Below are 25,796 nucleotides of genomic sequence, written 5' to 3' on the forward strand. Positions count from 1 at the left end.
TATGGAAAAGAATTTGAACTTTTTAGATCGAAACGAATTTAACTACAGTCCATCAAAAGAAGTAGTAGAAGCTTTAAAAAACTTCGATATAAATAAACTTTGTTTTTATACCCGCATTTATGATGAAGGAAAGAAAAGTATATTATCTGTTTTCTTATCCGAACTTTACGATATAGATGAAACACAAGTCTTATTAGGATACGGCGGAGAAGATATTCTGAAACAAGCTGTACACTACTTCCTGACTCAAGAAGATGGAAATAAAACGATGTTGATTCCCAAGTTCTCATGGTGGTATTATAAATCAATTGCAGATGAGGTGAATGGCCATACTTTGCAATATCCTCTCTACGAAGACGGAAATACTTTTAAATATGACTTTGAGACGCTAAAAGATATGATTCAGAAAGAGAATCCGAAGATTCTTTTACTAGCTTCTCCCAATAACCCTACCGGCAATGGTTTAACTCCGAAAGAATTGGATGAACTGCTCGCAGAAGTACCCAGCCAAACAGTGGTACTGATAGACGAAGCATACGCTTCTTTTGTTTCAACTGATACCAGCTACATCAAAAAGCTCATTAATAAATATCCGAATTTGATTATTTCCCGTACTTTATCCAAGTTTTATGGATTGCCCGGTTTACGTATGGGATTCGGATTTATGAGTAAGGAGCTGGAAAAATTCAGTAGATACAGCAATAAATATCTGGGATACAACCGGATATCCGAAGATATCGCCATTGCGGCTCTCAAATCGGACGCACACTACCGAAACATCGCCAAACTAATGAATGAAGACCGTGAGCGTTACGAAAAGGAAATCGGCGTATTACCCGGATTCAAAGTATATGAATCGGTTGCCAACTTTATTTTAATCAAATACCCGATAGAACTGAAAGAGGCTTTACAAAAAGCTTTTGCTGAACAGAGTTACAAAGTGAAATTTATGAATGAACCGGATATCAATACTCATTTGCGTATCACATTGGGACGCCCAGAGCAGAACCGGATCGTTATAGATACAATCAAAGAAATAGCATCCAAATGAAAGCAGTAATATTAGCCGCAGGAATAGCTTCACGCTTACGCCCGCTGACCGATACGACGCCCAAATGTCTTCTCAAGATAGGAGAACGATGCCTTTTGGAAAGGGCTTTTGATGCCCTGATACAAAACGGATTTGATGAATTCATCATTGTCACCGGGTATCGCCAGCAGCAAATCGTAGATTTTCTACAGGCACATTATCCAACCCAAGATATTACTTTCATCTATAATGACAGGTATGAATCAACCAACAATATCTATTCATTATGGCTCACCCGTCCATATACGGATGGGGAAGAAATTTTGTTATTAGACAGCGACATTGTATTCGATCCGCAGATTGTAGAGAAACTGCTTCATTCGGATAAGGACGACATATTGGCATTGAATCGCCATGAGCTCGGAGCAGAAGAAATAAAAGTCATCGTGGACGACACACAAAAGGTTGTTGAAATCAGCAAAGTTTGTTCGATATCCGATGCTATCGGAGAATCTATCGGCATTGAAAAGATGTCAGCTGAATATACCAAAGCGCTATTCCGGGAACTGGAAATTATGATTACTACCGAAGGACTGGATAATATATTCTACGAACGGGCTTTTGAGAGACTGATTCCGCAAGGATATAGTTTTTACGTTATGGACACCACCGAGTTCTTCTCGGCCGAGCTGGACACAGTAGAAGACTTTCAACAGGCACAAAAGCTGATTCCAGCCAGTCTTTATTAATTAAAATCAGATAGAATGGCTAATTACGACATCCGCCCTCTACAGCTTCGCATATTAAAGAACTTATTAGCTGTTGACAAAGTTTGCAAAGAACATAATCTGCGATATTACATCATGGCAGGCACCATGTTGGGAGCTGTGCGCCACAAAGGATTCATCCCCTGGGATGATGACTTGGATATCGGAATGCCAAGAGCTGATTATGACTTACTAATGGCTAATGCCAAAGAATGGTTACCGGAACCTTACGAAGCGGTATGCGCTGAGAATGATAAGGAATATCCTCTTCCGTTCGCAAAGGTGCAGGATGCCAACACAACTTTAATCGAGCGTATGCATCTCAAATACCTGGGAGGTGTATATATTGATATATTTCCACTAGATGGAGTTCCGGAAAGCCGTATGGCGCAAAGAATGCATTTTGCGAAGTATGAGTTTTACAAACGAGTACTTTATCTTATTCATCGCGATCCATACAAACATGGAAAAGGTCCCAGTTCATGGATACCGCTATTATGCAGAAAGTTTTTTACCCTTACCGGAGCACAGGAAAGCATTAGGAAGGTGATGAAGAAATACGATTTCGACCAATGCGCATTAGTCTGCGATTATGATGACGGTATGAAAGGAATTATGTCGAAGGATATCCTGGGCACTCCTACTCCCATTCGGTTTGAAGATGAAGAAGTATGGGGAGTACAGAAATACGACGCTTATCTGTCACAGAAATATGGAGATTACATGACCATACCTAAACAAAGTGGACAAAGACAACACAATTTCCATTATTTAGACTTGAATAAACCTTATCGGAATTTTGAAGTCTAATTATAATCACATAAAGGTAAGAAGTAGAAATGAGAATAGGTTTTGACGGAAAACGTGCAGTACAGAATTTCACCGGTCTGGGTAATTATAGCCGCTATATAGTGGATATTCTATGCCAATTCTATCCGGAGAATGAATATGTGCTGTATGCCCCCAAGAAACGGGAAAACAAGAGGCTGGACAAATTAACGAAGCAGTATCAGCAACTACAGCTTTCTTATCCCACTACTTCTTCCTGGAAAAAGTTAAGTTCATTGTGGCGAATATGGGGCGTTACTCAACAACTGGAAAAAGAAAAAATCGATATATTCCACGGACTTAGTAATGAGTTGCCCCTGAATATACATCAAAGCGAGATAAAAAGTATTGTAACGATTCACGATCTGATCTTTCTGCGCTATCCGCAATATTATCATTCGATCGACAGGAAAATATACACATACAAATTCCGCAAAGCTTGTGAAAATGCCGATAAAATCATTGCTATCAGCGAATGTACCAAGCGTGATATTATTGAGTATTTCAGGATTCCCGCCGACAAGATAGAAGTTGTTTATCAGGGATGTGATCCTTCATTCATGCATCCTGTAGCAGAAGAGAAGAAAAGAGAAGTCCGAGCTAAATATCAGCTACCGGATCACTATATCCTTAACGTAGGAAGTATTGAAGAACGCAAAAACGCCCTTTCAGCGGTGCAGGCACTAATGATGCTTCCTGAACAGATTCATCTCGTCATTGTAGGACGTCATACGGAATATACTGATAAGATTGAACGTTTCATTAAGGAGAATAAGCTGGAAGAAAGGGTACATATCATCAGCAATGTTCCTTTTGATGATCTACCGGCTTTTTATCAGTTAGCAGAAATTTTTGTATACCCTTCCCGCTTCGAAGGTTTTGGTATTCCCATTATAGAAGCTCTATACTCCGGCATTCCGGTAGTGGCCGCTACAGGATCTTGCCTGGAAGAAGCCGGAGGTTCCGACTCTATCTATGTAGATCCTGACGATATCAAAGGAATGGCCGATGCCTTCAAACAGATATACGCAGATCCTGAGAGAAAAAAGAATATGATTGAAAAGGGTCAAATTTTTGCTAAAAGATTTGCAGAAGAAAAGCAAGCGGAGGAGATCTTAAACATCTACAAGCAACTAATGAAATGAACGCACTTAAACATACAATAAAGAAATTTATATATGGCACTCTTCCATATTATTTTATGAAAGGGTATAAACCTGATTCACCCTATCTGAAATATTATGAATATATTAAAGAGCACGGATATTCAAGGCATTTGTATGAATTCAAAGATGAATATACAAACATGCCTGTCAATGTACAAAAGGATGAGAAAAAAGGCTTATACTATGTACAACAAGAGAAGAAACGGCTCTATTTCAGGAAAAGTACTCCACCCAAGAAGATTCAGAAGTACTACAAAGCCTTGAGTATGGAGCAGGACAAGCGATCACCGCATCACTATTTCGATAGCGTAAAAGATGTCACGGGAAAGGTTTTTGTAGATGTCGGTTGTGCCGAAGGATATTCTTCACTGGAAATTGTGGAGGAAGCCAAACATATCTATTTGTTTGAACAGGACGAGCAATGGTTGGAAGCTATCAGAGCCACCTTCGAACCATGGCAAGATAAAGTGACGATTGTCCAAAAGTATGTAAGTGACCATAATTCTTCGAGAGAGCAAACATTAGACGATTTCTTCAATAATCAGACGGATGAACATCTGTTTCTTAAAATGGATATAGAAGGAGCCGAACGGCATGCATTGGCGGGATGCAAGAACTTATTTCAGAATTGCCAGAAACTAGATTTTGCCATTTGCACATATCACCTGCGTGATGACGAAGAAGTTATCTCTGCATTTTTGAACAAGCATAACTGTACATATATTAATCAAAAAGGGTTTTTCAGGCATAGAATCCGCAGTGTAGTGATGCGCGGAAGTAAGAAGTAATCAATCATTGATAATCAGCAGAAAGCAATTCACAATAATCATACTTGCACAGGTATGTATCATAGATATGCTTTTCCTTTTTCAATAAGAAACGTGAGATATGCGGTTCCCAAGAAAAGAACTTACGCACGGAACGGTATAAACGGAAGAATAAAATCAGGGACACAATATGCTTTTCTTTTTCTTTCCGTGCCGCACGACGATAAATGTAATGAGTAAAGAACTGATCGCTGTAACGAAGAGCCAGACTGACCGTAGATTCGACGTCCCATCCACGCAAAGAAGCATATTCTGTCATGATGTAAGTCAGTACCTCACGCGAAATACACAAACGGCACATATTACGGCATACCGTATCACAATCAATATCCGATAGCAACTGCATACGATTCACGTCGACCAGAGAGAAACTGTATTCATTCGTTTCATTCTGATGAATCAGTATATTACCGGGAGAATAGTCCAAATGAAGGATACCTGCCTGATGCAAAGCAGCAGTGTAGCGCGCAAAAGCTGAAAGTTTGTCTTCATTCCCCTCCACTTTTCCATCCATCAGGGAACGGACAGTTTCACCGCCATCATAACAACAAATGTAATAGCTATGTGAGAGAAGACCATCTTGAAATTGTTCGATCATAGCCACCGGCTCCGGAGTGTCAAAGCCATGCTGTTGAATCTCCATAGAATAAATATAGGAACGTTCTGCCTTCGACTGGCGGAAAAACGAATATACAACACGATTGATGATGTGAGGCTTTTTAAAGCTCTTCACCACAACATCAATGCTGCCCAAACTAATCCGTTTTAGAACATTACGACCATCGTACACCACATCTCCTTCGTTCTGGAAGGACCTCGGAACTTCTTCTATCTCCTTCTGCAAATGTGCGTACTTGGGATTTACAATCACTCTCATTACACTCTCCTATATAATCCTAATTACAAAGATTGAGCAAAGATAAAGAAATTAGGCCATATTCCGACTATATTTTTCTCTTTTCTCACAAAGATTGGCTAACTCTCTCCACATATAAGCACCGTCACGGTAACTTTAATCGTTTTTTCTTTTTTCTTTTCATTTATATTTAGACATAAATGCTTTTTTTTAGTTATGTTTGCACGGTAAAAAGCATAAAGAAGTTTAAGCATGAAACCAATCAAAAGAATTCTGATTATTCGATTTAGACAAATAGGGGACTCAATTCTGGCTGTTGCATTGTGCAGTACGCTGAAAAAAAGTTTTCCCGACGCAGAGATACATTTCGTGCTTAATAAAAATATTGCTCCACTCTATGAGGGGCATCCGGACATAGACAAAGTCATTACATTTGACAAGAATGAAAATAAGCCGTTCACTGCATATATAAAAAAAGTATGGCAGGTAATGCACCAAAATAAATACGATATAATCATCGACATGCGCTCTACCATCCGGACTCTTTTTTTCTCTCTTTTTTCATTAAGAACTCCTTTTCGAATAGGACGCATCAAAGGATATACACGTTTTCTACTGAACTACCGAACAGATACTTACAGCAAGAATCTGACAACTGATATGGTACAACGTAACCTGTTGCTTGCAGCACCATTAGAAAAGATCAGACCTATTCAATACACAAAAGAATTCAAGTTATATCTGACTGACCGGGAAAAAGAAGATTTCCGATATTATATGGAAAAGGAAGGGATTAATTTTGCACACCCTGTGTTACTAATAGGAGTCACAACCAAACTCATCCATAAGAAATGGAATACGGAGTTCATGATAGCCACACTGAAAAGAATTTTGGAGGAGCACAAGGACATACAAATGATCTTCAACTACGCACCGGGGTACGAAGAAGAAGACGCCAGAAATATCTACAAGGAATTAGGATGTCCGGAACGTATCAAAATCGATATACAAGCTTCTTCATTGCGACAGCTGGCAGCACTTTGCGCCAACTGTTCATTTTACTTCGGGAACGAAGGAGGAGCCAGACACATCGCCCAGGCTCTTGGAGTTCCTTCATTTGCCATTTATTCACCAAGTGCATCAAAATCAATGTGGTTACCCGCCAATTCCGTACTTGCCGAAGGAATCAGTCCTGACGACATTCTTTCGCCGGAACAACAAGCGACATTAACCTATGAAGAGCGTTTTGCATTAATTACTCCCGAAAAGGTATACGGACAATTGACTTCAATACTAAGGCAATTGAGCTAACTCCCGATACAAATCAAGGTAGGCTTGTATATGCTTCTCGTAACTGAATGAAGCGGCATGTTCCTTGATTTTTTCCAAGCGCTCCTTGTCTTTATAAAAATCAGGTAGATGCTCCCGGATACTTTGCACCATAGATTCTGTATCCAAATGCTCCCACATGATAGCGTGTCCATTACAAACTTCCGGTAAACTAGTGCGATTAGCGGCAAATACAGCCTTCCCAAATTGCATAGCTTCCACCACCGGCAATCCAAAGCCTTCTCCCTCACTAGGAAACAGGAATGCCTCACAGTTCCGATATAACCAGATCTTCTCGCTTTGAGAGATAACATCCGTCAAAAAGACATTAGTGAGCTGATTCTCACGAATCAGATTACGCACTTCTTCAGCATAAGCAAAATGAGCATCTCCACAAATATATAGATCATATTCCGGGAAATGACGCATTACGTCAACCAAGAGATGGAAGTTCTTTTTTCTACGGATTTGTCCAATTGTAAAAAAGAAAGGACGCCCTGTAGCAAACGACGGCTTTGTTCCTTCTAATGTGTCGATTCTCTCCACTCCATTATAGATAACCCGGATCTCCTTCCCTTTCAAATCTACATGCTGCCGAATGACATCTGCCACATAATGAGAGATCGTAGTCACGACTGCCGCCTTATTGACCTTATTCTGCATCCGGCGAAGATACATTTTCGCCTTCCAGGGCTTTTTCTCTGTTAAGAAATTAAAGTCGTGTATAGTAAAGATAAACTTTGTACCACCGGCAATACGCAACAACTTGCGCTGTTGATTCACTGCATGCCATACGTCTACTTTGGGAAGGGTAAAAGGAAGAAACTTATTGATACGACGTACCGGAACAGAGGTCACATTCGGGCCAAATTCCTGCATATATTTCTGCCGCAATAAATATACAAAATGAAGATCATCTACCGGCATAGACGAAAAGGCAGTTGCATAGTTGGCCGCAATCTGCCCGAAACCGGCTGTGAGACTACCATAATTCGTAAGATCTATCAGTACCTTTTTCTTTCGTTGTATCTCTTTCATTATTATTTGATTCTACGCTCTTTCGGTTCAATAAACTGCTAATTTGAACTTCAACAAGGATTAATCTACAATCCCTTCTATTTTCGCAATGACCTGCTCCGGCTTTATGTCCCTCAAACAGGCATAATCACCTCGCCAGCAAGGCTTCTGTCCATATACAGAACAGGGACGGCATGACAAATCGAGTTGCACGGTATTGACCGGCAATTGTCTCCAGCCCATAAAACCAGCGTAGGGATGGGTTGCTCCCCAAATAGAGACAACCGGAATATTGACCAAAGATGCCAAATGCATATTGGCAGAGTCCATTGAAAGCATCACGTCCAGATGGCTCATCAGATTCAGTTCGGTACGCATATTCAGTTTACCAATCATTGAAACAACAGAAGGATATTTAGCAATCCATGCATCAAATACGTCCTGCTCGCTTTTACCGCCTCCAAAGAGGAAAACCTTTACTTTGGGATTGGCAGCAAAATGTGCTATCACTTGTTCCTGCAGTTCTAACGGATAAATCTTACCTGCATGTTTGGCAAAAGGAGCTATACCAATCCACTTTTGATCTTCTTTAGGTCCTGTGACTGGTTCTATTTCCGCAAAGTTTCCTTTTCCTTCGCCATAAATAGAAGAGAAATTTAATAGTACCGGTAAACCTAGCTTCTCAAGTACATCGGCATAACGACGAAAAGAACTCTTCTGATTCTCCATCACCTTATCATGACGGCGAACCAGCTTCTTTTTGCCTGCCCTTCCTTTACAAATGGAAGCTACCGGTTTATTGGCAAGACGAAATCGCAAACATAAATACTTAGAACGAAGTACATGATGAAAATCAGCAATGTAATCAAAATGCATCGCTTTCAATTCCGAATAAAGGCTATTCAAGCCCCAAAGCCCCTTGTGTTTGCCTGTTAAATCAGCTCCGACAAAACCCACATTAGCAGGCAACCCCTGAAAGAGCGGCTGCCATACAGCACGACTTAACACTGTTATTTCGTGCTGCGGGTATTGCACAGCCAGCGAATGTATTACCGGGATTGTCATGGCTACATCGCCAAGAGCTGAAAAACGAATAATGAGAATACGCGCCATTCGTTATTTTTTCGCATAAAGCACCGGATTTAATGCCGGGTCATTATACATCTTCATCTGTTTATATACTTTCATATATTTTCTTCCGGCTTCGATATCAGCCAACAGCTGTTCAATAGCCGTAGAAAGGTCTTTGCGTTGTTCCAGCAGGATATTCAACTTAGTCTGGCATTGAGCACGGTGTTCCTCAGTAGTGTCCGTACGTTCCACCTCCTGCTGCATGTGGTAAATTTTCAATGCAAGAATTGACAAGCGGTCAATTGCCCATGCAGGGCTTTCCGTATTGATCGTTGCGTCAGAGAGAGGTTTTACCTCTTTGTATTTGTCTAAAAAGTAGCTATCAATTAATTCCACCAGATCCGTACGGTCCTGATTTGATTTATCAATTCTTCTTTTCAAGGCCAATGCTTCTACCGGATCAATCTGCGGGTCACGGATAATATCCTCAAAATGCCATTGCACGGCATCAATCCAGTTCTTTAGATATAAATAATACTCAATAGTTTTCAACTCGTAAGGATTGTTCATCGGAGCATCCACACTATCCGTCACATGGTAATCGGTTGTCGATTTCCAGAAAATCTCGTTGCAAAGGTTACTAAATGTCATAATCTTAACTAGCTAATAGATATATAATAGGGCAAATCTATGTAATATTTTTCAGACAAGCAACCGTTTCTTACTTTTTTATTTGTTACCTTTGTGGGTACAAAAGATGAATTGTATATGAAAATTATTATCGACAATAAAATACCTTATATAAAAGAGGCGGTTCAGAGAATAGCCGATGAGGTGATTTATGCACCGGGAAAGGATTTCACCCCGGAACTCGTACGAGATGCGGACGCTCTTATTGTCCGTACCCGCACACATTGCAACCGGGATTTATTGGAAGGTAGTCGAGTGAGATTCATAGCGACCGCAACCATAGGCTTCGATCATATTGATACGGAGTATTGCAAACAGGCCGGCATCGAATGGACGAATGCACCGGGATGTAACTCCGCTTCTGTCGCCCAATATATACAATCATCGCTTCTTGTATGGAAGTCCGTCAGGAATAAAAGACTGAATGAACTGACAATTGGAATTATAGGAGTAGGGAATGTCGGGAGTAAGGTAGCTAAAGTTGCCCAGGATTTTGGCATGCGTATTTTATTGAATGATTTGCCACGGGAAGAAAAAGAAGGTGCAAAACAGTTCTCTTCACTGGAGAAAATAGCGGAAGAGTGTGACATCATCACTTTTCACGTGCCTTTATATAAGGAAGGAAAGTATAAAACGTTCCACTTGGCGGATGACGTTTTCTTTCAGTCACTCAAACGGAAGCCTGTTATCATCAATACCTCACGAGGAGAAGTCATCCAGACTGATGCTCTTTTAAAAGCCTTGAGCAACCGGATGATTTCGGATGCCATCATCGACGTATGGGAGCATGAACCGGAAATCAACCGTGATCTACTGGAAAAGGCATTTATCGGAACTCCTCATATTGCAGGCTACTCTGCAGATGGAAAAGCAAACGCCACACGTATGTCATTGGATGCCATCTGCAAGTTCTTCCAAATAAAAGGGGATTATGAAATTAACGCACCCGCACCTGTCTCCCCCATTATTCATGCAAAAAACCACGAAGAAGCAGTCCTCCAAATGTATAATCCAACCGAAGACAGCAACCGGCTAAAAAATCAACCGGAGCTATTCGAAACCCTACGCGGAGATTATCCTTTACGGCGGGAAGAGAAAGCATACATTATTAAGTATTAAGTATCAGGTAATAACCATAGTGGCCGAAAACGTCAATAAAGTTCCGTCAAACGATTATTCACACGACGTAATATTTAATACTTATTACTTAATACTTGATTTATGATTTTCGGGAAGTGTTCATATTCCAAAGCATGTACTTTCTTGGCTACATCGTCCGGAGAATCGGTCGGGAGAACAGGGCAAGTAGCTTGAAAAATCGTATTCCCTTCATCGTAATGCTCATTTATATAATGTATAGTGATGCCGCTTTCTTTTTCACCAGCAGCAACCACTGCTTCATGTACCCGGTCACCATACATTCCTTTGCCTCCGTACTTCGGCAGAAGAGCAGGATGTATATTTATAATTTTATCGGGATAAGCATGCAAAAGCAAATCCGGCACGCGAACTAAGAAGCCGGCCAACACAACAAAATCAATGCGGTACTCCTGCAAAATAGCCAAAATTTCATCTCCGGCTATCCAATCCTCCTTTGGAAACACGTTAGAAGGCACTCCCAAGCGATGCGCACGTTCCAAAACATAGGCATCACTCTTATTAGAAAGCACCAACGAAACCTGAACGGAATCGTTTTTTTGGAAATACCGGATAATATTCTCAGCATTAGAGCCGGAACCGGAAGCGAAAATTGCGATGTTTTTCTTCATAACTCTCAAATTCGATGCACAAAACAGTGAAAAATGTGCAAAACATTGCATTTATTTAGTCAAATATTTGCGCAAAACGATAAATATTCATTCCTTTGCACCGCAAATTTAAAGAAATAAAACTAATTATTAATTAAAAACTTAAAGTTATGTCTGAAATTGCATCAAGAGTAAAAGCGATTATCGTTGATAAATTAGGCGTAGAAGAATCAGAAGTTACAACCGAAGCAAGCTTCACTAACGACCTGGGAGCAGATTCTCTTGACACTGTAGAACTTATCATGGAATTCGAAAAAGAATTCGGTATCTCTATTCCTGATGACCAAGCAGAAAAGATTGGTACTGTAGGTGATGCTGTATCTTATATCGAAGAACACGCTAAGTAATTCGATTTCATCAATATGGAATTAAAAAGAGTGGTAGTAACAGGCCTTGGCGCCATTACTCCCGTTGGCAATAGCGTTCCCGAATTTTGGGAAAACATTGTGAACGGGGTTAGTGGAGCAGGGCCTATTACTCATTTTGATGCGTCGTTATTCAAGACCCAATTCGCATGCGAAGTGAAAGACTTCGATGCAACGAAATACATAGACCGCAAAGAAGCGAGAAAGATGGACTTGTATACTCAATATGCCATCGCTGTTGCTAAAGAAGCGGTAGATGATTCCGGTCTTGACGTCGAGAAAGAAGACTTGAACAAAATCGGTGTTATTTTCGGCGCCGGTATTGGTGGTATACATACATTTGAAGAAGAGGTAGGCAACTACTACACTCGTCAGGAAATGGGTCCGAAGTTTAATCCGTTCTTCATTCCAAAGATGATTTCGGATATTGCAGCCGGACAGATTTCTATCATGTATGGTTTCCATGGTCCTAACTACGCGACTTGTTCAGCATGTGCTACTTCAACCAACGCTATTGCAGATGCCTTCAACCTGATTCGTTTGGGTAAAGCAAATGTGATTGTATCCGGTGGTTCGGAAGCAGCGATCTTCCCGGCAGGTGTAGGCGGTTTCAACGCTATGCACGCCTTGTCAACACGCAACGACGAAGCTTCTAAAGCTTCACGTCCGTTTAGCGCAAGCCGCGATGGTTTCGTTATGGGCGAAGGTGGCGGTTGCTTGATCCTGGAAGAACTGGAACACGCTAAAGCTCGTGGTGCAAAAATCTATGCAGAAGTTGCCGGTGTAGGTATGTCTGCAGATGCACATCACTTGACTGCTTCTCATCCGGAAGGTCTGGGAGCGAAACTGGTGATGATGAATGCACTGGAAGATGCGGAAATGGATCCGAAAGAAGTAGATTATATCAATGTACACGGTACATCTACTCCGGTTGGTGATATTTCAGAAGCAAAAGCAATCAAGGAGGTATTCGGTAATCATGCGTTCGAGTTGAACATCAGTTCAACCAAATCAATGACAGGTCACTTGTTGGGAGCTGCCGGTGCGGTAGAATCTATTGCAAGCATCCTTGCCATTAAGAACGGCATTGTTCCTCCGACTATCAACCACGAAGAAGGTGACGACGACGAGAACATCGACTATAACCTTAATTTCACGTTCAACAAAGCACAGAAACGCGAAGTTAATGTTGCCTTGTCCAATACATTCGGATTTGGCGGTCACAATGCGTGCGTTATCTTCAAGAAATACGCAGAGTAATATCGTGTTACGTAACGAAATAGATAAGATAAGGCTCTTGTTCCGCAAGGATAGAGAGTCTTATCTTTGTTTTTACCGGATACTCGGGTTCTACCCGCGCAATATCCAGCTTTATGAGCAGGCTCTCCTGCACAAATCGACTTCTGTCCGCTCCGACAAGGGACGTCCCCTCAACAATGAACGGCTGGAGTTTTTAGGTGACGCCATCCTTGACGCCATCGTGGGAGATATTGTCTACAAACGTTTCGAAGGGAAACGGGAAGGTTTCCTGACCAATACACGTTCCAAGATCGTACAACGAGAGACGTTGAACAAGTTGGCCGTTGAAATCGGCCTGGATAAGCTCATCAAGTATTCTACCCGCTCCTCTTCTCACAACAGCTACATGTACGGAAATGCTTTTGAGGCGTTCATCGGAGCTATTTATCTGGATCAGGGATATGAACGTTGCAAACAGTTTATGGAACAACGGATCATTAACCGTTATATCGATCTGGATAAAATATCCCGAAAAGAGGTTAACTTCAAATCCAAGCTTATCGAGTGGAGCCAAAAGAACAAAATGGAGGTTTCCTTTGAATTAATCGAGCAGTTTCTCGATCATGACAGTAACCCTGTATTCCAAACTGAAGTACGTATTGAAGGACTTCCGGCAGGAACAGGTACGGGGTATTCCAAGAAGGAATCTCAACAGAATGCCGCCCAGATGGCTATAAAGAAAGTAAAGGAACCGACATTTATGTCAACCATCGAGGAGATTAAAACACAACATTCTGCAACTGCTACTGAAACGGAAATAGAAATGGAAGTTGAACTTGCAACAGGTTCTGATACTGAATTGGCAACCGGGCTTGAGAATGAACTCGAAACCGAACTGAATGCAAATTCCGAGATAAAACCAGAGAATGTTTCAGAAGAAAACATCCTCGTCGATGAGATTTCCACAGTGCAGGACACAGAAGCTCCGGCAACTAGCCAAAGCAAATCCCCATGCGACGACCCTGAATCACCAAATCGTGATCTTCAGTAACCAATTTCAGTTTTCCTGCAACTTCTTCAAGAGGAATAGATGCTATATCGTCTCCTTGTAAAGTCACCATACGCCCGAATTGGCCATTGGCTATCAATTCTGTTGCATGCCCGCCCATGCGGGTAGAAAGATTGCGATCGAAAGGAGTAGGCGAACCACCACGCTGGATATACCCCAAAACTGTTTCACGGGTTTCTATACCGGTTTCATATTCAATTTCCTGCGCGATATATTCAGCAGCACGTTTACGCCCGTCAGTCTGAATACCTTCCGCTACCACTACAATAGAATAAGGTTTGCCTTTCTTTAGTCTTTCCAGAATCGTATTGCCGATATTCTTAATGTTATAAGCGATTTCAGGAACGAGAATCACATCCCCTCCTCCTGCCATACCGGAATACAAAGCAATCCAACCGGCTTTATGCCCCATCACTTCAATTACCATCACCCTTTTATGAGAGCTTGCGGTGGAATGTAGACGGTCAATGGCATCGGTAGCAATACTTACCGCCGAGTCGAAACCAAAAGAGATGTCCGTGCCCCAAATATCATTATCAATGGTTTTAGGAACAGATACGATGTTAACTCCCATTGCAGCAAACTTGGCTGCAGTTTTCTGCGTTCCATTTCCACCGATACAAACGACACAATCCAATCCTATTTCATGGATATTCTGAAGAATTAAAGACGGTTTGTCAACATCCGAGACAACGCCTCCTTTTTTGAAAGGCTTCTCGCGAGAGGTCCCTAACATCGTTCCGCCCAAATTCAGTAGCCCGGAAAGCGACTTGTCTGTAATAGATTCGACATCTTTGGTCAGCAAGCCCTGAAAACCGCTGTGAATGCCTATCACTTCCATCCCATAATAATTGATGGCAGTTTTGCACACGCCACGAATGGTGGCATTGATACCGGGACAGTCCCCGCCGGATGTTAAGATTCCAATTCTCATTGTCGCATTTTTTAGTCTAAAACTCGGGTATTCAATGAAAGTCGTCAATTTTTAACGATTATTTCCGTCGTAAAGATAGAAAAAAAAGATAAATAAGTTACTTTTGCACGACTAAACATTATTATGTTAAAGCAGAAATGAATATTACAAAAATTATTAGTAAGACTTTCGATTCCCGTTTAAAACAGATAGACCTATATGCTAGTCAGGCTAGTGAGATACAGCATCGTGTGTTAAGTCGCTTAATACACCAGGCCGCTCAGACTGAATGGGGGAAAAAGTACGATTACTCCTCTATCCGTAACTATGAAGATTTCCGAAAACGCGTTCCTATTCAAACATACGAAGAAATTAAACCTTATGTAGAACGTTTGCGTGCCGGAGAACAGAATCTGCTTTGGCCATCGGAGATACGCTGGTTTGCAAAATCCTCCGGAACGACTAATGATAAAAGTAAATTCCTTCCCGTCAGCAAAGAGGCACTGGAAGACATTCATTACAGAGGAGGAAAAGATGCGGCAGCTCTTTATTTCCGCATCAATCCGGATAGCCATTTTTTCTCCGGCAAGGGACTGATTCTCGGGGGTAGCCATAGTCCGAACCTCAACTCCAACCATAGTTTAGTAGGAGATTTATCCGCTATTCTGATTCAGAATGTGAATCCGCTTATCAATTTCATTCGTGTACCTAGCAAGAAAATTGCATTGATGAGCGAATGGGAGACCAAAATAGAAGCAATCGCCAACAGCACTATTCCGGTAAATGTGACAAGCTTGTCCGGCGTACCGTCGTGGATGCTGGTACTTATCAAACGTGTTCTTGAAAAGACAGGAAAACAGGCTTTGGAAGAAGTATGGCCCAACCTGGAAGTTTTCTTCCACGGTGGAGTGGCTTTCACTCCTTATCGTGAGCAATACAAGCAGGTGATTCAAACACCGAAGATGCATTATGTAGAGACTTATAATGCTTCGGAAGGATATTTTGGAACTCAAAACGACCTCTCTGATCCTGCCATGTTATTAATGATCGACTACGGAATCTTCTACGAATTTGTTCCGCTGGAGGAAGTAGGAAAAGAGAGTCCACGAGCTTATTGCCTTGAAGAAGTCGAGCTCAACAAGAACTATGCAATGGTTATTTCTACTTCTTGCGGCTTATGGAGATACATGATTGGGGATACAGTGAAGTTTACCAGCAAGAATCCCTATAAGTTTGTCATCACAGGAAGAACAAAGCATTTCATCAACGCATTTGGCGAAGAACTGATTGTCGATAACGCTGAAAAAGGATTGGCAAAGGCTTGTGCCGAAACCGGAGCACAAGTTAGTGAATACACCGCGGCACCTGTGTTTATGGATGAGAATGCCAAATGCCGGCACCAGTGGTTAATAGAGTTCGCTAAGATGCCGGATTCAGTAGAAAAATTTGCAGCGATACTTGATGCCACACTGAAGGAAGTTAACTCCGATTATGAGGCGAAACGATGGAAAGACATAGCTTTGCAACCATTGGAAGTGATCGTTGCCCGTGAGGGATTATTCCATGATTGGCTGGCACAGAAAGGAAAGCTGGGAGGACAACACAAAGTCCCCAGATTAAGTAATACGCGCGAATATATAGAAACAATGTTAGCGCTGAATGACAGTATTCCTTCGGAAGAATAACCAAAAACCAAGACATAACCGACACAAGTTATCCTTATTACAGAGATTGCTTGTACAAGGAGAGCGTTTCGAAGCACCTCTCCAATTTCTTCCAGGCACGGATTACACGGATAAACACGGAAAGAGAATAAACCTTATCCATGTAATTCGCATAATCCATGCCTTAGTTATGTCGGCTAGCAAGCTAAATTTTGTTTTGACACACTCTCGTCAGAGCGTTCATCTTTCCTATATAAAGATTACCGGGCGTTGATTATTATCCCTCCTCCCAATAATAAACCATCTTTATAGAATGCGGCAGCTTGTCCCGGAGCAATGGCGGTTAAAGGCTCATGAAGTTGCACATGTAGTAGATGATCCGGTGTAATGGTAATCGTAGCATGGTTTTCCTGTTTGCGATACCGTATTTTCACAATGATGTCAGAATGCCCTAAAGTACGCTCCTGATTGACAAGATTCCAGTCTTTCAACCACATTTCTGTTTTCTCCAGAGCAGAAAGAGAAGCTAATACTACTTCGTTCTTTTCAGGATTAATCTCTTTCACAAATACGGGACGGTTCAAATGAATGCCTAAGCCACGTCTCTGTCCAATGGTATAAAAAGGATAGCCCTCATGCCAGGCAATAAAATCTCCCTTTTCATCGACAAATCTTCCCCGTTTCACTTTATTGAGTCCTACCTGATTGCTTCCAGTCAATCTCTGACAATCTTCAACCAATGCTTGATCCTCCTCCATCATCTGCTCTTCCCCTGCCAATGCCGCACTATTTTGAGCCAACCAGTTTCTCAGAAAAGTCCGATAGTCCATTGGGCAAAAACAAACGCCTATACTGTCCTTTTTAGTTGCCACCTTCCGGAACCCATGTTCCGCAGCCCAGGCACGGGCTTCCACTTTCGTAATATCCCCCATCGGCAACAGCATCCTGCAAAGAATATCTTGTTTCAATCCCCATAGAAAGAAGGTTTGATCCTTATCCGAGTCGGCAGCGTATGTTATATAAAAGGTGTTATTTAGTTGTATATTCTGTGCATAGTGTCCGGTAGCGATATAGAAAACACCCATTTCATCGGCAATTTTAGCAAGCAGAGGCCATTTCAGGTAATTATTACACAATGTACAAGGGACCGGAGTCCGTCCTGCCAGATACTCCTGCACAAAATAGTCAATAATCTGCTTATTGAATATTTCACGGGCATCGTATGTTATATGCCGTATTCCTAAACGTTCTGCCAGATTACGGGCATCTTCCAGATACTCTGTCGAGCCATTCAATTCATAAAAACGAAAGGTTACTCCGATTACTTCATAACCGGCTTCCAGCAATCGCATAGCAGCAACAGAACTGTCTGTACCGCCGCTCATTCCAAGCAATACTCGTTTGTTTTCCTCCATCATGCTGCAAAATTAAGTATTTTCCCGTATCTTTGTCTGTTAAAGCCTAAAAGAGAATGAAAGAGAGACCAACTAACGGACAAGTCATAATCGTTTTCACAGAACATCCGATACTCGGCATATTGCTGATTCCCTATATTGCGGAAAGGCTGGACGATGGTACCTTGCAATTAGTAGAACAAGCATTTCACGCCTCTCCCGAAGCTATGAGCAAGATGAGTGAGGCAGAAAGACAGGCTATTCATATCGCCTCTTATTATACAGAGAAGCATCTTATGAGCGTTTACTCCCGCGAAAAAACAGTATCACGTTTTCTACATAAGTTATCCGAAGATCCGGAACGAATTAAAAATGATATCCGTCCGTCTATCGAAAAGAAGCTGTTGGAGATGCTGGCACTGATACGCGACAATGGACTGCCTTTTTATCAGAAACAAGCCGGCAGTAAAATACTATACGCCCATCATGCCTATCACATAAATTCGCATAATGTAGAAATTCTCGTAACGTTTCATGTTGACAATAAAACGTTCCGTTATCAATTGCAGTGCTATTATGAAGGACAGCCATTCTCTTTGAGCGAGTTGAAACCTGTGGTTGTACTGACTTCCGCACCAGCCACGCTATTATTGGGAATGGAACTATACTTCTTTCCGCACATTGAAAGCGCACGCATCTTACCTTTTACAAAAAAAAGATCGATCAGCGTAGACGCTTCCCAAATTGAAAAATACATAGATAACATTGTTATCCCGATTGCTCGTTATCATGAAATCGAGACTCACGGTTTGAATATGACGGAAGAGAAATGCCCCTGTGAAGCAATTCTCTCATTCGAAGACAGCACGTACAACGGACAAGCATTGCAGCTTGGTTTCCGTTATGGAGATCAGACATTTACACCGGATAGTGCCCTTGAAATGAAGAAAATCGTTTATCGGAAAACATCCGGTGGAATCTTCTTTTTTCGCCGGAACATCACTGCTGAAGAACAAGCCGTTCAGCTCTTAACGGATGCAGGCCTGCAACAACTCAATGATACACATTTCAGCCTATCCCCTGAAGCTCCGGAGAAAACGATTGGCGAATGGATCAACAGTCATCGGGAGATGTTGCAGCAGTCCTTCCACCTCACCAGCAATATGGGAAACACACCTTATTGCCTGGACGAGATACGCATCGAGCAAAGTTGCGATGATGAGGTCGACTGGTTTGAATTACACATCACCGTTGTTATCGGTAATCTGCGTATTCCTTTTTCACGTTTCCGCAAACACATCCTGGAGGAAAAGAGAGAGTATCTGTTACCTGATGGCCGCATGATTCTCCTGCCAGAGGAATGGTTCAGCAAATATGCCAATTTACTAGAGATGGGAATTCAAACGGAAAAAGGAATCCGCTTGAAACATACATTTGTGGGCGCTGCACAGACCGCCTTAGGTGAAGAGGAATTAAAGAAATTTCCGGTGAAGCAACAGATACAAAATGTTGCCGTACCCAAAAACCTCAAAGCAACGTTACGTCCCTATCAGCAGAAAGGATTCTCATGGATGGTACATTTGCATAAACAAGGATTTGGCGGATGCCTGGCAGATGACATGGGACTTGGAAAGACACTTCAAACTCTTACCCTATTACAGTATATATATAAGCCATCTACCCCCAGGCAACCGGCTACCCTGATCGTTGTCCCCACATCGCTACTTCATAACTGGCGACGGGAAGCCAAACGCTTTACAGCACTCTCGATGGCGGAATACAACAACACCGTGGCCATAGACAAGGAACAACCGGAAAAATTCTTCGGTCATTTTCACTTGATCTTTACGACGTATGGCATGATGAGGAATAACATTGATATACTCTGCTCATACCGTTTCGAATACATCGTGCTCGATGAAAGCCAGAATATCAAAAATAGTGAATCGCTCACCTTCCGGTCAGCCATTCGACTACAAAGTAAACACCGACTTGTGCTTACAGGTACTCCCATCGAAAACTCATTAAAGGACCTGTGGGCTCAATTTCACTTTATACAACCAGACTTACTGGGTACGGAAAGTGCTTTCCAAAAGCAGTTTATAATGCCGATTCGTCAGGGGAATGCCCGCGCAAAAGTATTATTGCAACAACTGACAGCCCCATTTATCCTCCGTAGAAGTAAGAAAGAGGTAGCTCCGGAACTTCCGGCACTTACCGAAGAGACCATCTACTGCGACATGACTGAAGAACAGAATACTTGTTACGAACAGGAGAAAAACAGCCTGCGTAACATCCTTCTTCAGCATCCTCAAAGTACCGACAGGCTTCATTCGTTTAGTGTATTAAATGGCATCTTACGTTTACGACAACTATCTTGCCACCCGCAACTTATCCTTCCCGACTATACCGGAACATCCGGAAAAACGGCACAGATAATCGAAACATTCGATACGCTACAGAGCGAAGGCCACAAAGTTTTAATTTTCTCCTCATTCGTCAGACATCTGGAGGTGCTCGCTGAAGCTTTCCACGAACGGGGCTGGAAATATGCCTTATTAACAGGATCGACCAACAACCGTCCTTCCGAAATCGCCCATTTCACCGATCAAAAAGACGTCCAGGCATTCCTGATTTCACTAAAAGCAGGAGGCGTGGGACTTAATCTGACTCAAGCCGACTATGTATTTATCATAGATCCCTGGTGGAATCCCGCCGCCGAATCGCAAGCAATCGCCCGCGCCCATCGTATCGGACAGGACAAGCAAGTGATTGCTTACCGCTTCATTACCCAAAACAGTATCGAAGAAAAGATTCTTCACCTACAAGATGAGAAACGGAAACTGGCAGAAACATTTGTTGCCGATAGTGAGCCATTACCAATGTTAAGCAACGAGCAATGGGTAGACCTGCTCTAATAATACATAAAGTCGCAATCTATCACAGAGGCGTGTAAAATGTATTATTTCATCGTATTCCTGAATTTTTTTATCCATATACTCTTATTTTATCCGGTTATCTTTGCCATTGTGAAAATTATAAATAACCCGAAATAATAAACGTATGAAAAACAGGAGCATTACCTACCTATTACTATTTGGTATTTGCAGCATGTTGGCAATCATGCAATCGTGCCAGAAAACAGATGACCTGGAAGCAGACATCAATTCTCTGAAAGATCGTGTCGCTGCTTTGGAAAAAGCAACGGAAGGACTGAATACTTCATTTGCCAGTCTGCAAGCCCTTATGCAAAAAAACAAAGTCATTATCGGAATTACTCCGACTAAAGATGGTCTGGGATATTTGCTGGAACTTAGTGACGGAACAAGCATTAAAGTCATGGAAAGTGAAGCGGTACAGGCGTCTGTCCCAGAATTTTCCGTAGATGAAGAAGGCTACTGGATATATAAAACAAGTAGTGATACCGATTTCAAATATCTGCCAGGAGCCGATGGAGAGAAAGTATCAGCATGGCCCCGTGATGAAGAAGGCAATGTGGTGGCAACTCCATTAATCAGCGTATCCTCCAGTGGATATTGGCAAGTGAGCTACGATAATGGACAAACGTATACAAGCTTAGGAACTAAGGCCGAAGGTGGAAGTCAGGGAGGAACCAGTATATTCAGTAAGGTAGAATATAATGAAGCAAACCACACTTTCTCATTCACATTATCCGATGGAGGAAAAACATATACCTTTCCGGTAGATGACACCTTTGGACTGATAATTTATGGTCTCAATGATGCCGACAGCGAACAAGCTGTGCAGGTTTTCGCCCCCAATGAGAATCATAAGGAATATAAAGTAGAACAGAATGACGTACAGCAAGCCGTAGTACAAGCTCCTAAAGGATGGAATGTTCTTTTGTCCGAGAACTTGTTAACTATCACACCACAAGCAACTGCGACAAAGGATGTGGAAGAAACTATTAAAATTGTACTGACTTCATCAAAGAATTATATCCGTATTGTATCTATTGAAGTTAAACAACTTTCCAGCGAAGCCGGAGCAGAAGCCTGGCAGCAGTTTGTTAACGCTGACCAACAGAATGTGTTATTAGACTTTTCATACGCCGGATATAAGTATGGAGAAATGGCTCCTCCCGAAATAGAAACGCTAACAGCGCAAGGATATAAAGTATACGATGTTACAGATCCCAAATATGGAGCTATCCCCAACGATGGCAAATCTGACAGAGCAGCTTTCATGAAGGTCTTGGAAGAAATAGCGAGTCAAACAAAGCAAGAAGACAACAATATGACCGACCGATATATCAAAGAAAATGCTAAAGCTATTATCTACTTTCCCGAAGGAAACTATATCCTGCAAGATGAGTATTCTAAAGATCGTAGGATTCGTATATCGATGAGTGATATTGTTTTAAAAGGAGCCGGAAAAAATAAAACGACACTCGAAATGACCGCTGCCAATAATTCTCCCAAACCAACCGAAGAGATGTGGAATGCTCCCGTCATGATGGAGTTCAAACACAATACAGGATTGGGAGATCCTGTCGGTACCATCACCGAAGATGCTCCGATAGGCAGCAAAACCATAACGGCTAGTTTAACAGGAGTAAGCGGAGGAAGTTGGATATGCCTTGTATTGGAAAATACGGATGACAATGTAATTAACTCCGAATTATATCCACACAAATGGGAAGATATTAAGATACAGCAAGGCGGTACTCCCAATATCAAGACAAAAGGGATTCAGATATACGAATATCATCAGATTGAGAAAATCAACGGTAACAATGTTATCCTCAAAGAGCCTATCATGCATGCCATCAATAAAGACTGGGGATGGAAAGTACACAAGTTTGCAAACTATGCCAATGTTGGTGTAGAAGATCTTACATTCAAAGGACATGCCAAAGAGAAGTTCATTCATCACGGCTCTGACATTGACGATGGTGGTTTTAAACTCATCGATTTTGTGCGTCTAACCAATTCGTGGATGCGCCGGGTTAATTTTGAGAGTGTTAGTGAAGCCATGTCAATCACAAGTTCTGCCAACTGTTCTGCTTATGACATCACTATTGGCGGTAATCGTGGACACGCCTCTATCCGTTCACAGGCTTCTTCCCGTATCTTTATTGGAAAAGTAACTGAAAACAGCAATGGCTACACACTTAGAAAAGGAGAAGGTGAAAGCACATTGATGGAATATAAAACGAACGTTGGACAATATCACGCTTGCGGTGTTTCAAAGCAAAGTATGGGTGCTGTAATATGGAATGTTAGATGGGGAGATGATTCTTGCTTTGAATCACATGCCACACAGCCACGTGCAACACTAATCGACTGCTGTTCCGGTGGTTTCATGCATTGGAGACAAGGAGGAGACTCTGCCCAAATGCCTAATCATATGGAGAATCTGACAATATGGAATTTCTACGCAACAAATGCACAAACAGACCAGGACATCGATACAGGAGGTAAATTTACCTGGTGGGATGGTAACGGCTTTTGGTGGAAATTTATGCCTCCTATCATTGTCGGTTTCCATGGAAGTCCTTTAGATTTTGATGATACTCAAATGAAGCGACTCGAAAGCAACGGAACTGCTGTGGAACCATATTCACTCTATGAGGCTCAATTACGTAAACGTTTGGGATATGTTCCCTCCTGGCTATCCTCTTTAAAATAATAACTTTAAAACAATATAATCATGAAAAAAGTATGGAGTATGTTCATGTTATTGGCTGTATGCCTGGTAGCATGTACCAACATTGACGATTTGGAAGATGATGTAGACGCACTGAAAAAGCGCGTTACCGCACTCGAAACACAAGTACGTGATATAAATAGTAATACTGAAGCTCTTCGCGAACTTTATAATGAAGGAACATTTATTACTAATATAGAGGAAAAGTCTGATTCTTACACACTCACTTTGAGCAATGGAAAGACAGTAAATCTATATATGAAAAACGATAATAACCTGTTATGTCCTATTATCGGTATCGATTCAGAAGGCTACTGGACTGTTCTTTATAACAAAAATGAAACTCCGGAACGTCTGACTGTAAACGGACAACCTGTGAAAGCTAATGGAGAGAGTGGCAAGACTCCTACATTCAATGTAGATAGTGAAGGTTACTGGCAGGTTAGCTATGACGGAGGAAAGAATTATAGTTATATATACAAAGAAGGAACTAATGACAAAGTCAGTGCAACCGGTGACGGTTCTGCTCCAACAGAAGACAAAAACTTCAAGAGTGTAACAGTAGAAAACAACGAACTGGTCTTAGTACTTGCAGGTGAGGATGCTCCAACCATACGTATCCCTATCGTTCGTGATTTCGAATGTAGTTTTGCAGCCGAAGATTTAAAACAAGTACAGGAGTTTTCGGCAGGTGAAGTGAAAGAGTTTACCATGACCGTGAGAGGAGTAGAAAACACAATGATTACTGCTCCCGAAGGATGGAGTGCTAAATTCTCTAAGGAAGCTGGAAAAGAAAATGTATTGGTTGTTACTGCCCCTGCATCAAGCGCAAAGATGATGACTCGTGCAACAGCTGATAACAGTACTGATATTGCGGTATTGGCAACAAGTGGAAAGTATGCTATGATTGCAAAGATTCAAGTTAAAGTTGTAGATACCCCACAATCCAAAGACTTTTACACAGAGTATAATACAAATGGGAATATTACTATTGGAAATGTTTCTATAACAAAAGGAGCAAATGAAGCTATATTATTAGATGGCTCTGATGAGAGTGCTTCTAATATCAGAAACTTAATCCATCAAAAGACAGAACAAACTGTTATTTTCTTGGAAAAAGGAGTTTATGATTTTAACACACCATCCATTGCTGAAATCACAGGAACAGTTGTTATAATCGGAAGATATAGCGACAGTAAACCTATACTAAAACCAGAGCTTTTGTGGAAACTCAAATCTGGTAAATTGATATTCAAAAATATACAATTAGACCTAACTAAAATAGATGCTAGTGGAGGTAATAATAAGTATATGTTCTGTAATGCAGATGCTACTGCAGATTTTGAAGACTTTGTACTCGAAGACTGTGAAATAACTAATATTCAAAAGAACTTTTATTATAACAATGTAGCAGCTTATACAATCAAGAATATTTATGCAAAGAATTCACGTTTCCAATTAAATACTACAGCAGATGGTGTTCTAATATTCAATATTTACAATACAACACACTTAGATGCAATGCAAATGTTTACTTTTGAAAATAACATTGTATACAATAAAACATCTGTTATTGGACAGATTCTTTCATGGAATAACAATACTGTACAAAGTCCCGATCAGCAACAAATAGAGGTATCTTTCTGTAATAATACCATTGTAAACTATGTAGGAAAGAACTATCATCTAAAATTTTATGATACTAAAAAAATTACGATTTCGAAAAATATTTTCTATGCAGATCCCAATATGAGTAGTGACGCTACAATGTGTGGTATTTATAAAAAAGAAAGTACTCCAGAATTCGATGTGAAAGATAATATAGCATATGGACTTACCGAAACAAATAAATGGAATAGTTTTGGCGCAACAGTTAAGCCTACCAACCCAATCGAAGAACAATTACTTCGCCTGACAAATAGTCCGTTCACTTCAATGGATTTGGATAAAGGCATCTTTATACCAGACAATGCATATACAGGATTCGGGTCTACTATTAACCAATAAACTATAAACTCACGTTTCTCAATACAAAAAAGGATGCCCTACAGGTATCCTTTTTTGTATATTGCACTTTCACAGTGCAATTTCAG

General features: G+C 41.3%; 21 protein-coding genes. 14 read left to right on the forward strand and 7 right to left on the reverse strand.

What is annotated here, in order from left to right; genetic code table 11:
* Position 1 precedes the first annotated feature (1 nt).
* The 5 genes from DXB58_RS08070 to DXB58_RS08090 are packed head-to-tail and all read left to right on the forward strand — an operon-like array spanning position 2 to position 4,579.
* On the forward strand, positions 2–1,051 hold the full coding sequence (locus tag DXB58_RS08070) for a histidinol-phosphate transaminase (RefSeq protein WP_122136484.1): 1,050 nt from the start codon (positions 2–4) through the stop codon (positions 1,049–1,051).
* On the forward strand, positions 1,048–1,779 hold the full coding sequence (locus tag DXB58_RS08075) for an NTP transferase domain-containing protein (protein WP_122136485.1): 732 nt from the start codon (positions 1,048–1,050) through the stop codon (positions 1,777–1,779). Before DXB58_RS08070 ends, DXB58_RS08075 begins: the two co-directional genes overlap by 4 nt.
* Before the next feature lie 15 nt (positions 1,780–1,794).
* Positions 1,795–2,607 (forward strand): phosphorylcholine transferase LicD, encoded by an 813-nt coding sequence (locus DXB58_RS08080; protein WP_004298296.1) that lies wholly within the window; start codon positions 1,795–1,797, stop codon positions 2,605–2,607.
* A 29-nt stretch (positions 2,608–2,636) separates the two neighbouring features.
* Complete coding sequence (locus DXB58_RS08085) at positions 2,637–3,770, forward strand: glycosyltransferase family 1 protein (RefSeq protein ID WP_122136486.1); 1,134 nt, start codon at positions 2,637–2,639, stop codon at positions 3,768–3,770.
* Entirely contained in the window at positions 3,767–4,579 is an 813-nt protein-coding gene (locus DXB58_RS08090; RefSeq protein ID WP_122136487.1) for an FkbM family methyltransferase, read from the forward strand. The genes DXB58_RS08085 and DXB58_RS08090 overlap by 4 nt, the downstream gene beginning before the upstream one ends.
* A gap of 4 nt (positions 4,580–4,583) precedes the next feature.
* On the opposite strand, the gene DXB58_RS08095 is transcribed toward DXB58_RS08090, so the two are convergent.
* Positions 4,584–5,495: a lipopolysaccharide kinase InaA family protein gene (locus DXB58_RS08095; RefSeq protein WP_004324329.1), complete on the reverse strand. Its 912-nt coding sequence runs from the start codon at positions 5,493–5,495 to the stop codon at positions 4,584–4,586.
* 231 nt (positions 5,496–5,726) lie between these two features.
* Between DXB58_RS08095 and DXB58_RS08100 the strand changes: the two genes are divergently transcribed.
* Positions 5,727–6,785, forward strand: coding sequence for a glycosyltransferase family 9 protein (locus tag DXB58_RS08100; RefSeq protein ID WP_122136488.1), 1,059 nt, complete (start codon positions 5,727–5,729; stop codon positions 6,783–6,785).
* On the opposite strand, the gene DXB58_RS08105 is transcribed toward DXB58_RS08100, so the two are convergent.
* The 3 genes from DXB58_RS08105 to DXB58_RS08115 are packed head-to-tail and all read right to left on the reverse strand — an operon-like array spanning position 6,768 to position 9,542.
* On the reverse strand, positions 6,768–7,844 hold the full coding sequence (locus DXB58_RS08105) for a glycosyltransferase family 1 protein (protein WP_074559320.1): 1,077 nt from the start codon (positions 7,842–7,844) through the stop codon (positions 6,768–6,770). The genes DXB58_RS08100 and DXB58_RS08105 overlap by 18 nt on opposite strands.
* Positions 7,845–7,901: 57 nt before the next feature.
* A complete protein-coding gene (locus tag DXB58_RS08110) occupies positions 7,902–8,933 on the reverse strand; it encodes a glycosyltransferase family 9 protein (protein WP_008998180.1) in 1,032 nt (343 codons plus the stop codon).
* A 3-nt stretch (positions 8,934–8,936) separates the two neighbouring features.
* Positions 8,937–9,542, reverse strand: coding sequence for a DUF4254 domain-containing protein (locus tag DXB58_RS08115; protein WP_004324325.1), 606 nt, complete (start codon positions 9,540–9,542; stop codon positions 8,937–8,939).
* Positions 9,543–9,659: 117 nt separating this feature from the next.
* Here DXB58_RS08115 and pdxB point away from each other — a divergent pair, with 117 nt between their 5' ends.
* Positions 9,660–10,700: a 4-phosphoerythronate dehydrogenase PdxB gene (gene pdxB, locus DXB58_RS08120; RefSeq protein WP_122136536.1), complete on the forward strand. Its 1,041-nt coding sequence runs from the start codon at positions 9,660–9,662 to the stop codon at positions 10,698–10,700.
* A gap of 74 nt (positions 10,701–10,774) precedes the next feature.
* On the opposite strand, the gene purN is transcribed toward pdxB, so the two are convergent.
* Complete coding sequence (gene purN, locus DXB58_RS08125) at positions 10,775–11,401, reverse strand: phosphoribosylglycinamide formyltransferase (protein WP_074559321.1); 627 nt, start codon at positions 11,399–11,401, stop codon at positions 10,775–10,777.
* Between the two features lie 98 nt (positions 11,402–11,499).
* Between purN and DXB58_RS08130 the strand changes: the two genes are divergently transcribed.
* From DXB58_RS08130 to rnc, 3 genes are read left to right on the forward strand one after another with little or no spacing between them, the layout of a single operon-like run.
* Positions 11,500–11,736: an acyl carrier protein gene (locus DXB58_RS08130; RefSeq protein WP_002558672.1), complete on the forward strand. Its 237-nt coding sequence runs from the start codon at positions 11,500–11,502 to the stop codon at positions 11,734–11,736.
* A gap of 15 nt (positions 11,737–11,751) precedes the next feature.
* Positions 11,752–13,014 carry a beta-ketoacyl-ACP synthase II gene (fabF, locus tag DXB58_RS08135; protein ID WP_074559323.1) on the forward strand — a complete coding sequence of 421 codons (1,263 nt, stop codon included), beginning with the start codon at positions 11,752–11,754 and terminating at the stop codon, positions 13,012–13,014.
* The gene (rnc, locus tag DXB58_RS08140) at positions 12,980–14,044 is read left to right on the forward strand and encodes a ribonuclease III (protein WP_074559324.1); all 1,065 of its coding nucleotides are present in this window, start codon (positions 12,980–12,982) and stop codon (positions 14,042–14,044) included. Before fabF ends, rnc begins: the two co-directional genes overlap by 35 nt.
* Here the strand turns inward: rnc and DXB58_RS08145 are convergent.
* Positions 13,986–14,996, reverse strand: a complete 1,011-nt coding sequence (locus tag DXB58_RS08145) for an ATP-dependent 6-phosphofructokinase (RefSeq protein WP_008998185.1) — start codon at positions 14,994–14,996, stop codon at positions 13,986–13,988. The two genes, rnc and DXB58_RS08145, sit on opposite strands and share 59 nt — an antisense overlap.
* Before the next feature lie 137 nt (positions 14,997–15,133).
* Between DXB58_RS08145 and DXB58_RS08150 the strand changes: the two genes are divergently transcribed.
* Positions 15,134–16,660 carry a GH3 auxin-responsive promoter family protein gene (locus DXB58_RS08150; RefSeq protein WP_122136489.1) on the forward strand — a complete coding sequence of 509 codons (1,527 nt, stop codon included), beginning with the start codon at positions 15,134–15,136 and terminating at the stop codon, positions 16,658–16,660.
* A gap of 239 nt (positions 16,661–16,899) precedes the next feature.
* On the opposite strand, the gene mnmA is transcribed toward DXB58_RS08150, so the two are convergent.
* Positions 16,900–18,057 (reverse strand): tRNA 2-thiouridine(34) synthase MnmA, encoded by a 1,158-nt coding sequence (mnmA, locus tag DXB58_RS08155; RefSeq protein ID WP_122136490.1) that lies wholly within the window; start codon positions 18,055–18,057, stop codon positions 16,900–16,902.
* A 53-nt stretch (positions 18,058–18,110) separates the two neighbouring features.
* On the opposite strand from mnmA, the gene DXB58_RS08160 reads away from it, so the two are divergent.
* From DXB58_RS08160 to DXB58_RS08170, 3 genes are all read left to right on the forward strand, one after another.
* Positions 18,111–20,951, forward strand: coding sequence for a DEAD/DEAH box helicase (locus DXB58_RS08160; protein WP_122136491.1), 2,841 nt, complete (start codon positions 18,111–18,113; stop codon positions 20,949–20,951).
* Between the two features lie 145 nt (positions 20,952–21,096).
* The gene (locus DXB58_RS08165; protein WP_122136492.1) at positions 21,097–23,685 is read left to right on the forward strand and encodes a DUF4955 domain-containing protein; all 2,589 of its coding nucleotides are present in this window, start codon (positions 21,097–21,099) and stop codon (positions 23,683–23,685) included.
* 21 nt (positions 23,686–23,706) lie between these two features.
* Entirely contained in the window at positions 23,707–25,710 is a 2,004-nt protein-coding gene (locus DXB58_RS08170) for a PL29 family lyase N-terminal domain-containing protein (protein ID WP_122136493.1), read from the forward strand.
* The last annotated feature ends 86 nt before the right edge of the window (positions 25,711–25,796 follow it).

Source organism: Bacteroides sp. OM05-10AA (genome assembly GCF_003439055.1).
GTDB classification, from domain to species: domain Bacteria; phylum Bacteroidota; class Bacteroidia; order Bacteroidales; family Bacteroidaceae; genus Bacteroides; species Bacteroides intestinigallinarum.

Excerpts from the sequence above, each read along its gene's own strand:
- DXB58_RS08070 (WP_122136484.1), top strand. The coding sequence starts at position 2 with ATGGAAAAGAATTTGAACTTTTTAGATCGAAACGAATTTAACTACAGT.
- DXB58_RS08075 (WP_122136485.1), top strand. The coding sequence starts at position 1,048 with ATGAAAGCAGTAATATTAGCCGCAGGAATAGCTTCACGCTTACGCCCG.
- DXB58_RS08080 (WP_004298296.1), top strand. The coding sequence starts at position 1,795 with ATGGCTAATTACGACATCCGCCCTCTACAGCTTCGCATATTAAAGAAC.
- DXB58_RS08085 (WP_122136486.1), top strand. The coding sequence starts at position 2,637 with ATGAGAATAGGTTTTGACGGAAAACGTGCAGTACAGAATTTCACCGGT.
- DXB58_RS08090 (WP_122136487.1), top strand. The coding sequence starts at position 3,767 with ATGAACGCACTTAAACATACAATAAAGAAATTTATATATGGCACTCTT.
- DXB58_RS08095 (WP_004324329.1), bottom strand. The coding sequence starts at position 5,495 with ATGAGAGTGATTGTAAATCCCAAGTACGCACATTTGCAGAAGGAGATA.
- DXB58_RS08100 (WP_122136488.1), top strand. The coding sequence starts at position 5,727 with ATGAAACCAATCAAAAGAATTCTGATTATTCGATTTAGACAAATAGGG.
- DXB58_RS08110 (WP_008998180.1), bottom strand. The coding sequence starts at position 8,933 with ATGGCGCGTATTCTCATTATTCGTTTTTCAGCTCTTGGCGATGTAGCC.
- DXB58_RS08115 (WP_004324325.1), bottom strand. The coding sequence starts at position 9,542 with ATGACATTTAGTAACCTTTGCAACGAGATTTTCTGGAAATCGACAACC.
- pdxB (WP_122136536.1), top strand. The coding sequence starts at position 9,660 with ATGAAAATTATTATCGACAATAAAATACCTTATATAAAAGAGGCGGTT.
- purN (WP_074559321.1), bottom strand. The coding sequence starts at position 11,401 with ATGCAATGTTTTGCACATTTTTCACTGTTTTGTGCATCGAATTTGAGA.
- DXB58_RS08130 (WP_002558672.1), top strand. The coding sequence starts at position 11,500 with ATGTCTGAAATTGCATCAAGAGTAAAAGCGATTATCGTTGATAAATTA.
- fabF (WP_074559323.1), top strand. The coding sequence starts at position 11,752 with ATGGAATTAAAAAGAGTGGTAGTAACAGGCCTTGGCGCCATTACTCCC.
- rnc (WP_074559324.1), top strand. The coding sequence starts at position 12,980 with ATGCGTGCGTTATCTTCAAGAAATACGCAGAGTAATATCGTGTTACGT.
- DXB58_RS08145 (WP_008998185.1), bottom strand. The coding sequence starts at position 14,996 with ATGAGAATTGGAATCTTAACATCCGGCGGGGACTGTCCCGGTATCAAT.
- DXB58_RS08150 (WP_122136489.1), top strand. The coding sequence starts at position 15,134 with ATGAATATTACAAAAATTATTAGTAAGACTTTCGATTCCCGTTTAAAA.
- mnmA (WP_122136490.1), bottom strand. The coding sequence starts at position 18,057 with ATGATGGAGGAAAACAAACGAGTATTGCTTGGAATGAGCGGCGGTACA.
- DXB58_RS08160 (WP_122136491.1), top strand. The coding sequence starts at position 18,111 with ATGAAAGAGAGACCAACTAACGGACAAGTCATAATCGTTTTCACAGAA.
- DXB58_RS08165 (WP_122136492.1), top strand. The coding sequence starts at position 21,097 with ATGAAAAACAGGAGCATTACCTACCTATTACTATTTGGTATTTGCAGC.
- DXB58_RS08170 (WP_122136493.1), top strand. The coding sequence starts at position 23,707 with ATGAAAAAAGTATGGAGTATGTTCATGTTATTGGCTGTATGCCTGGTA.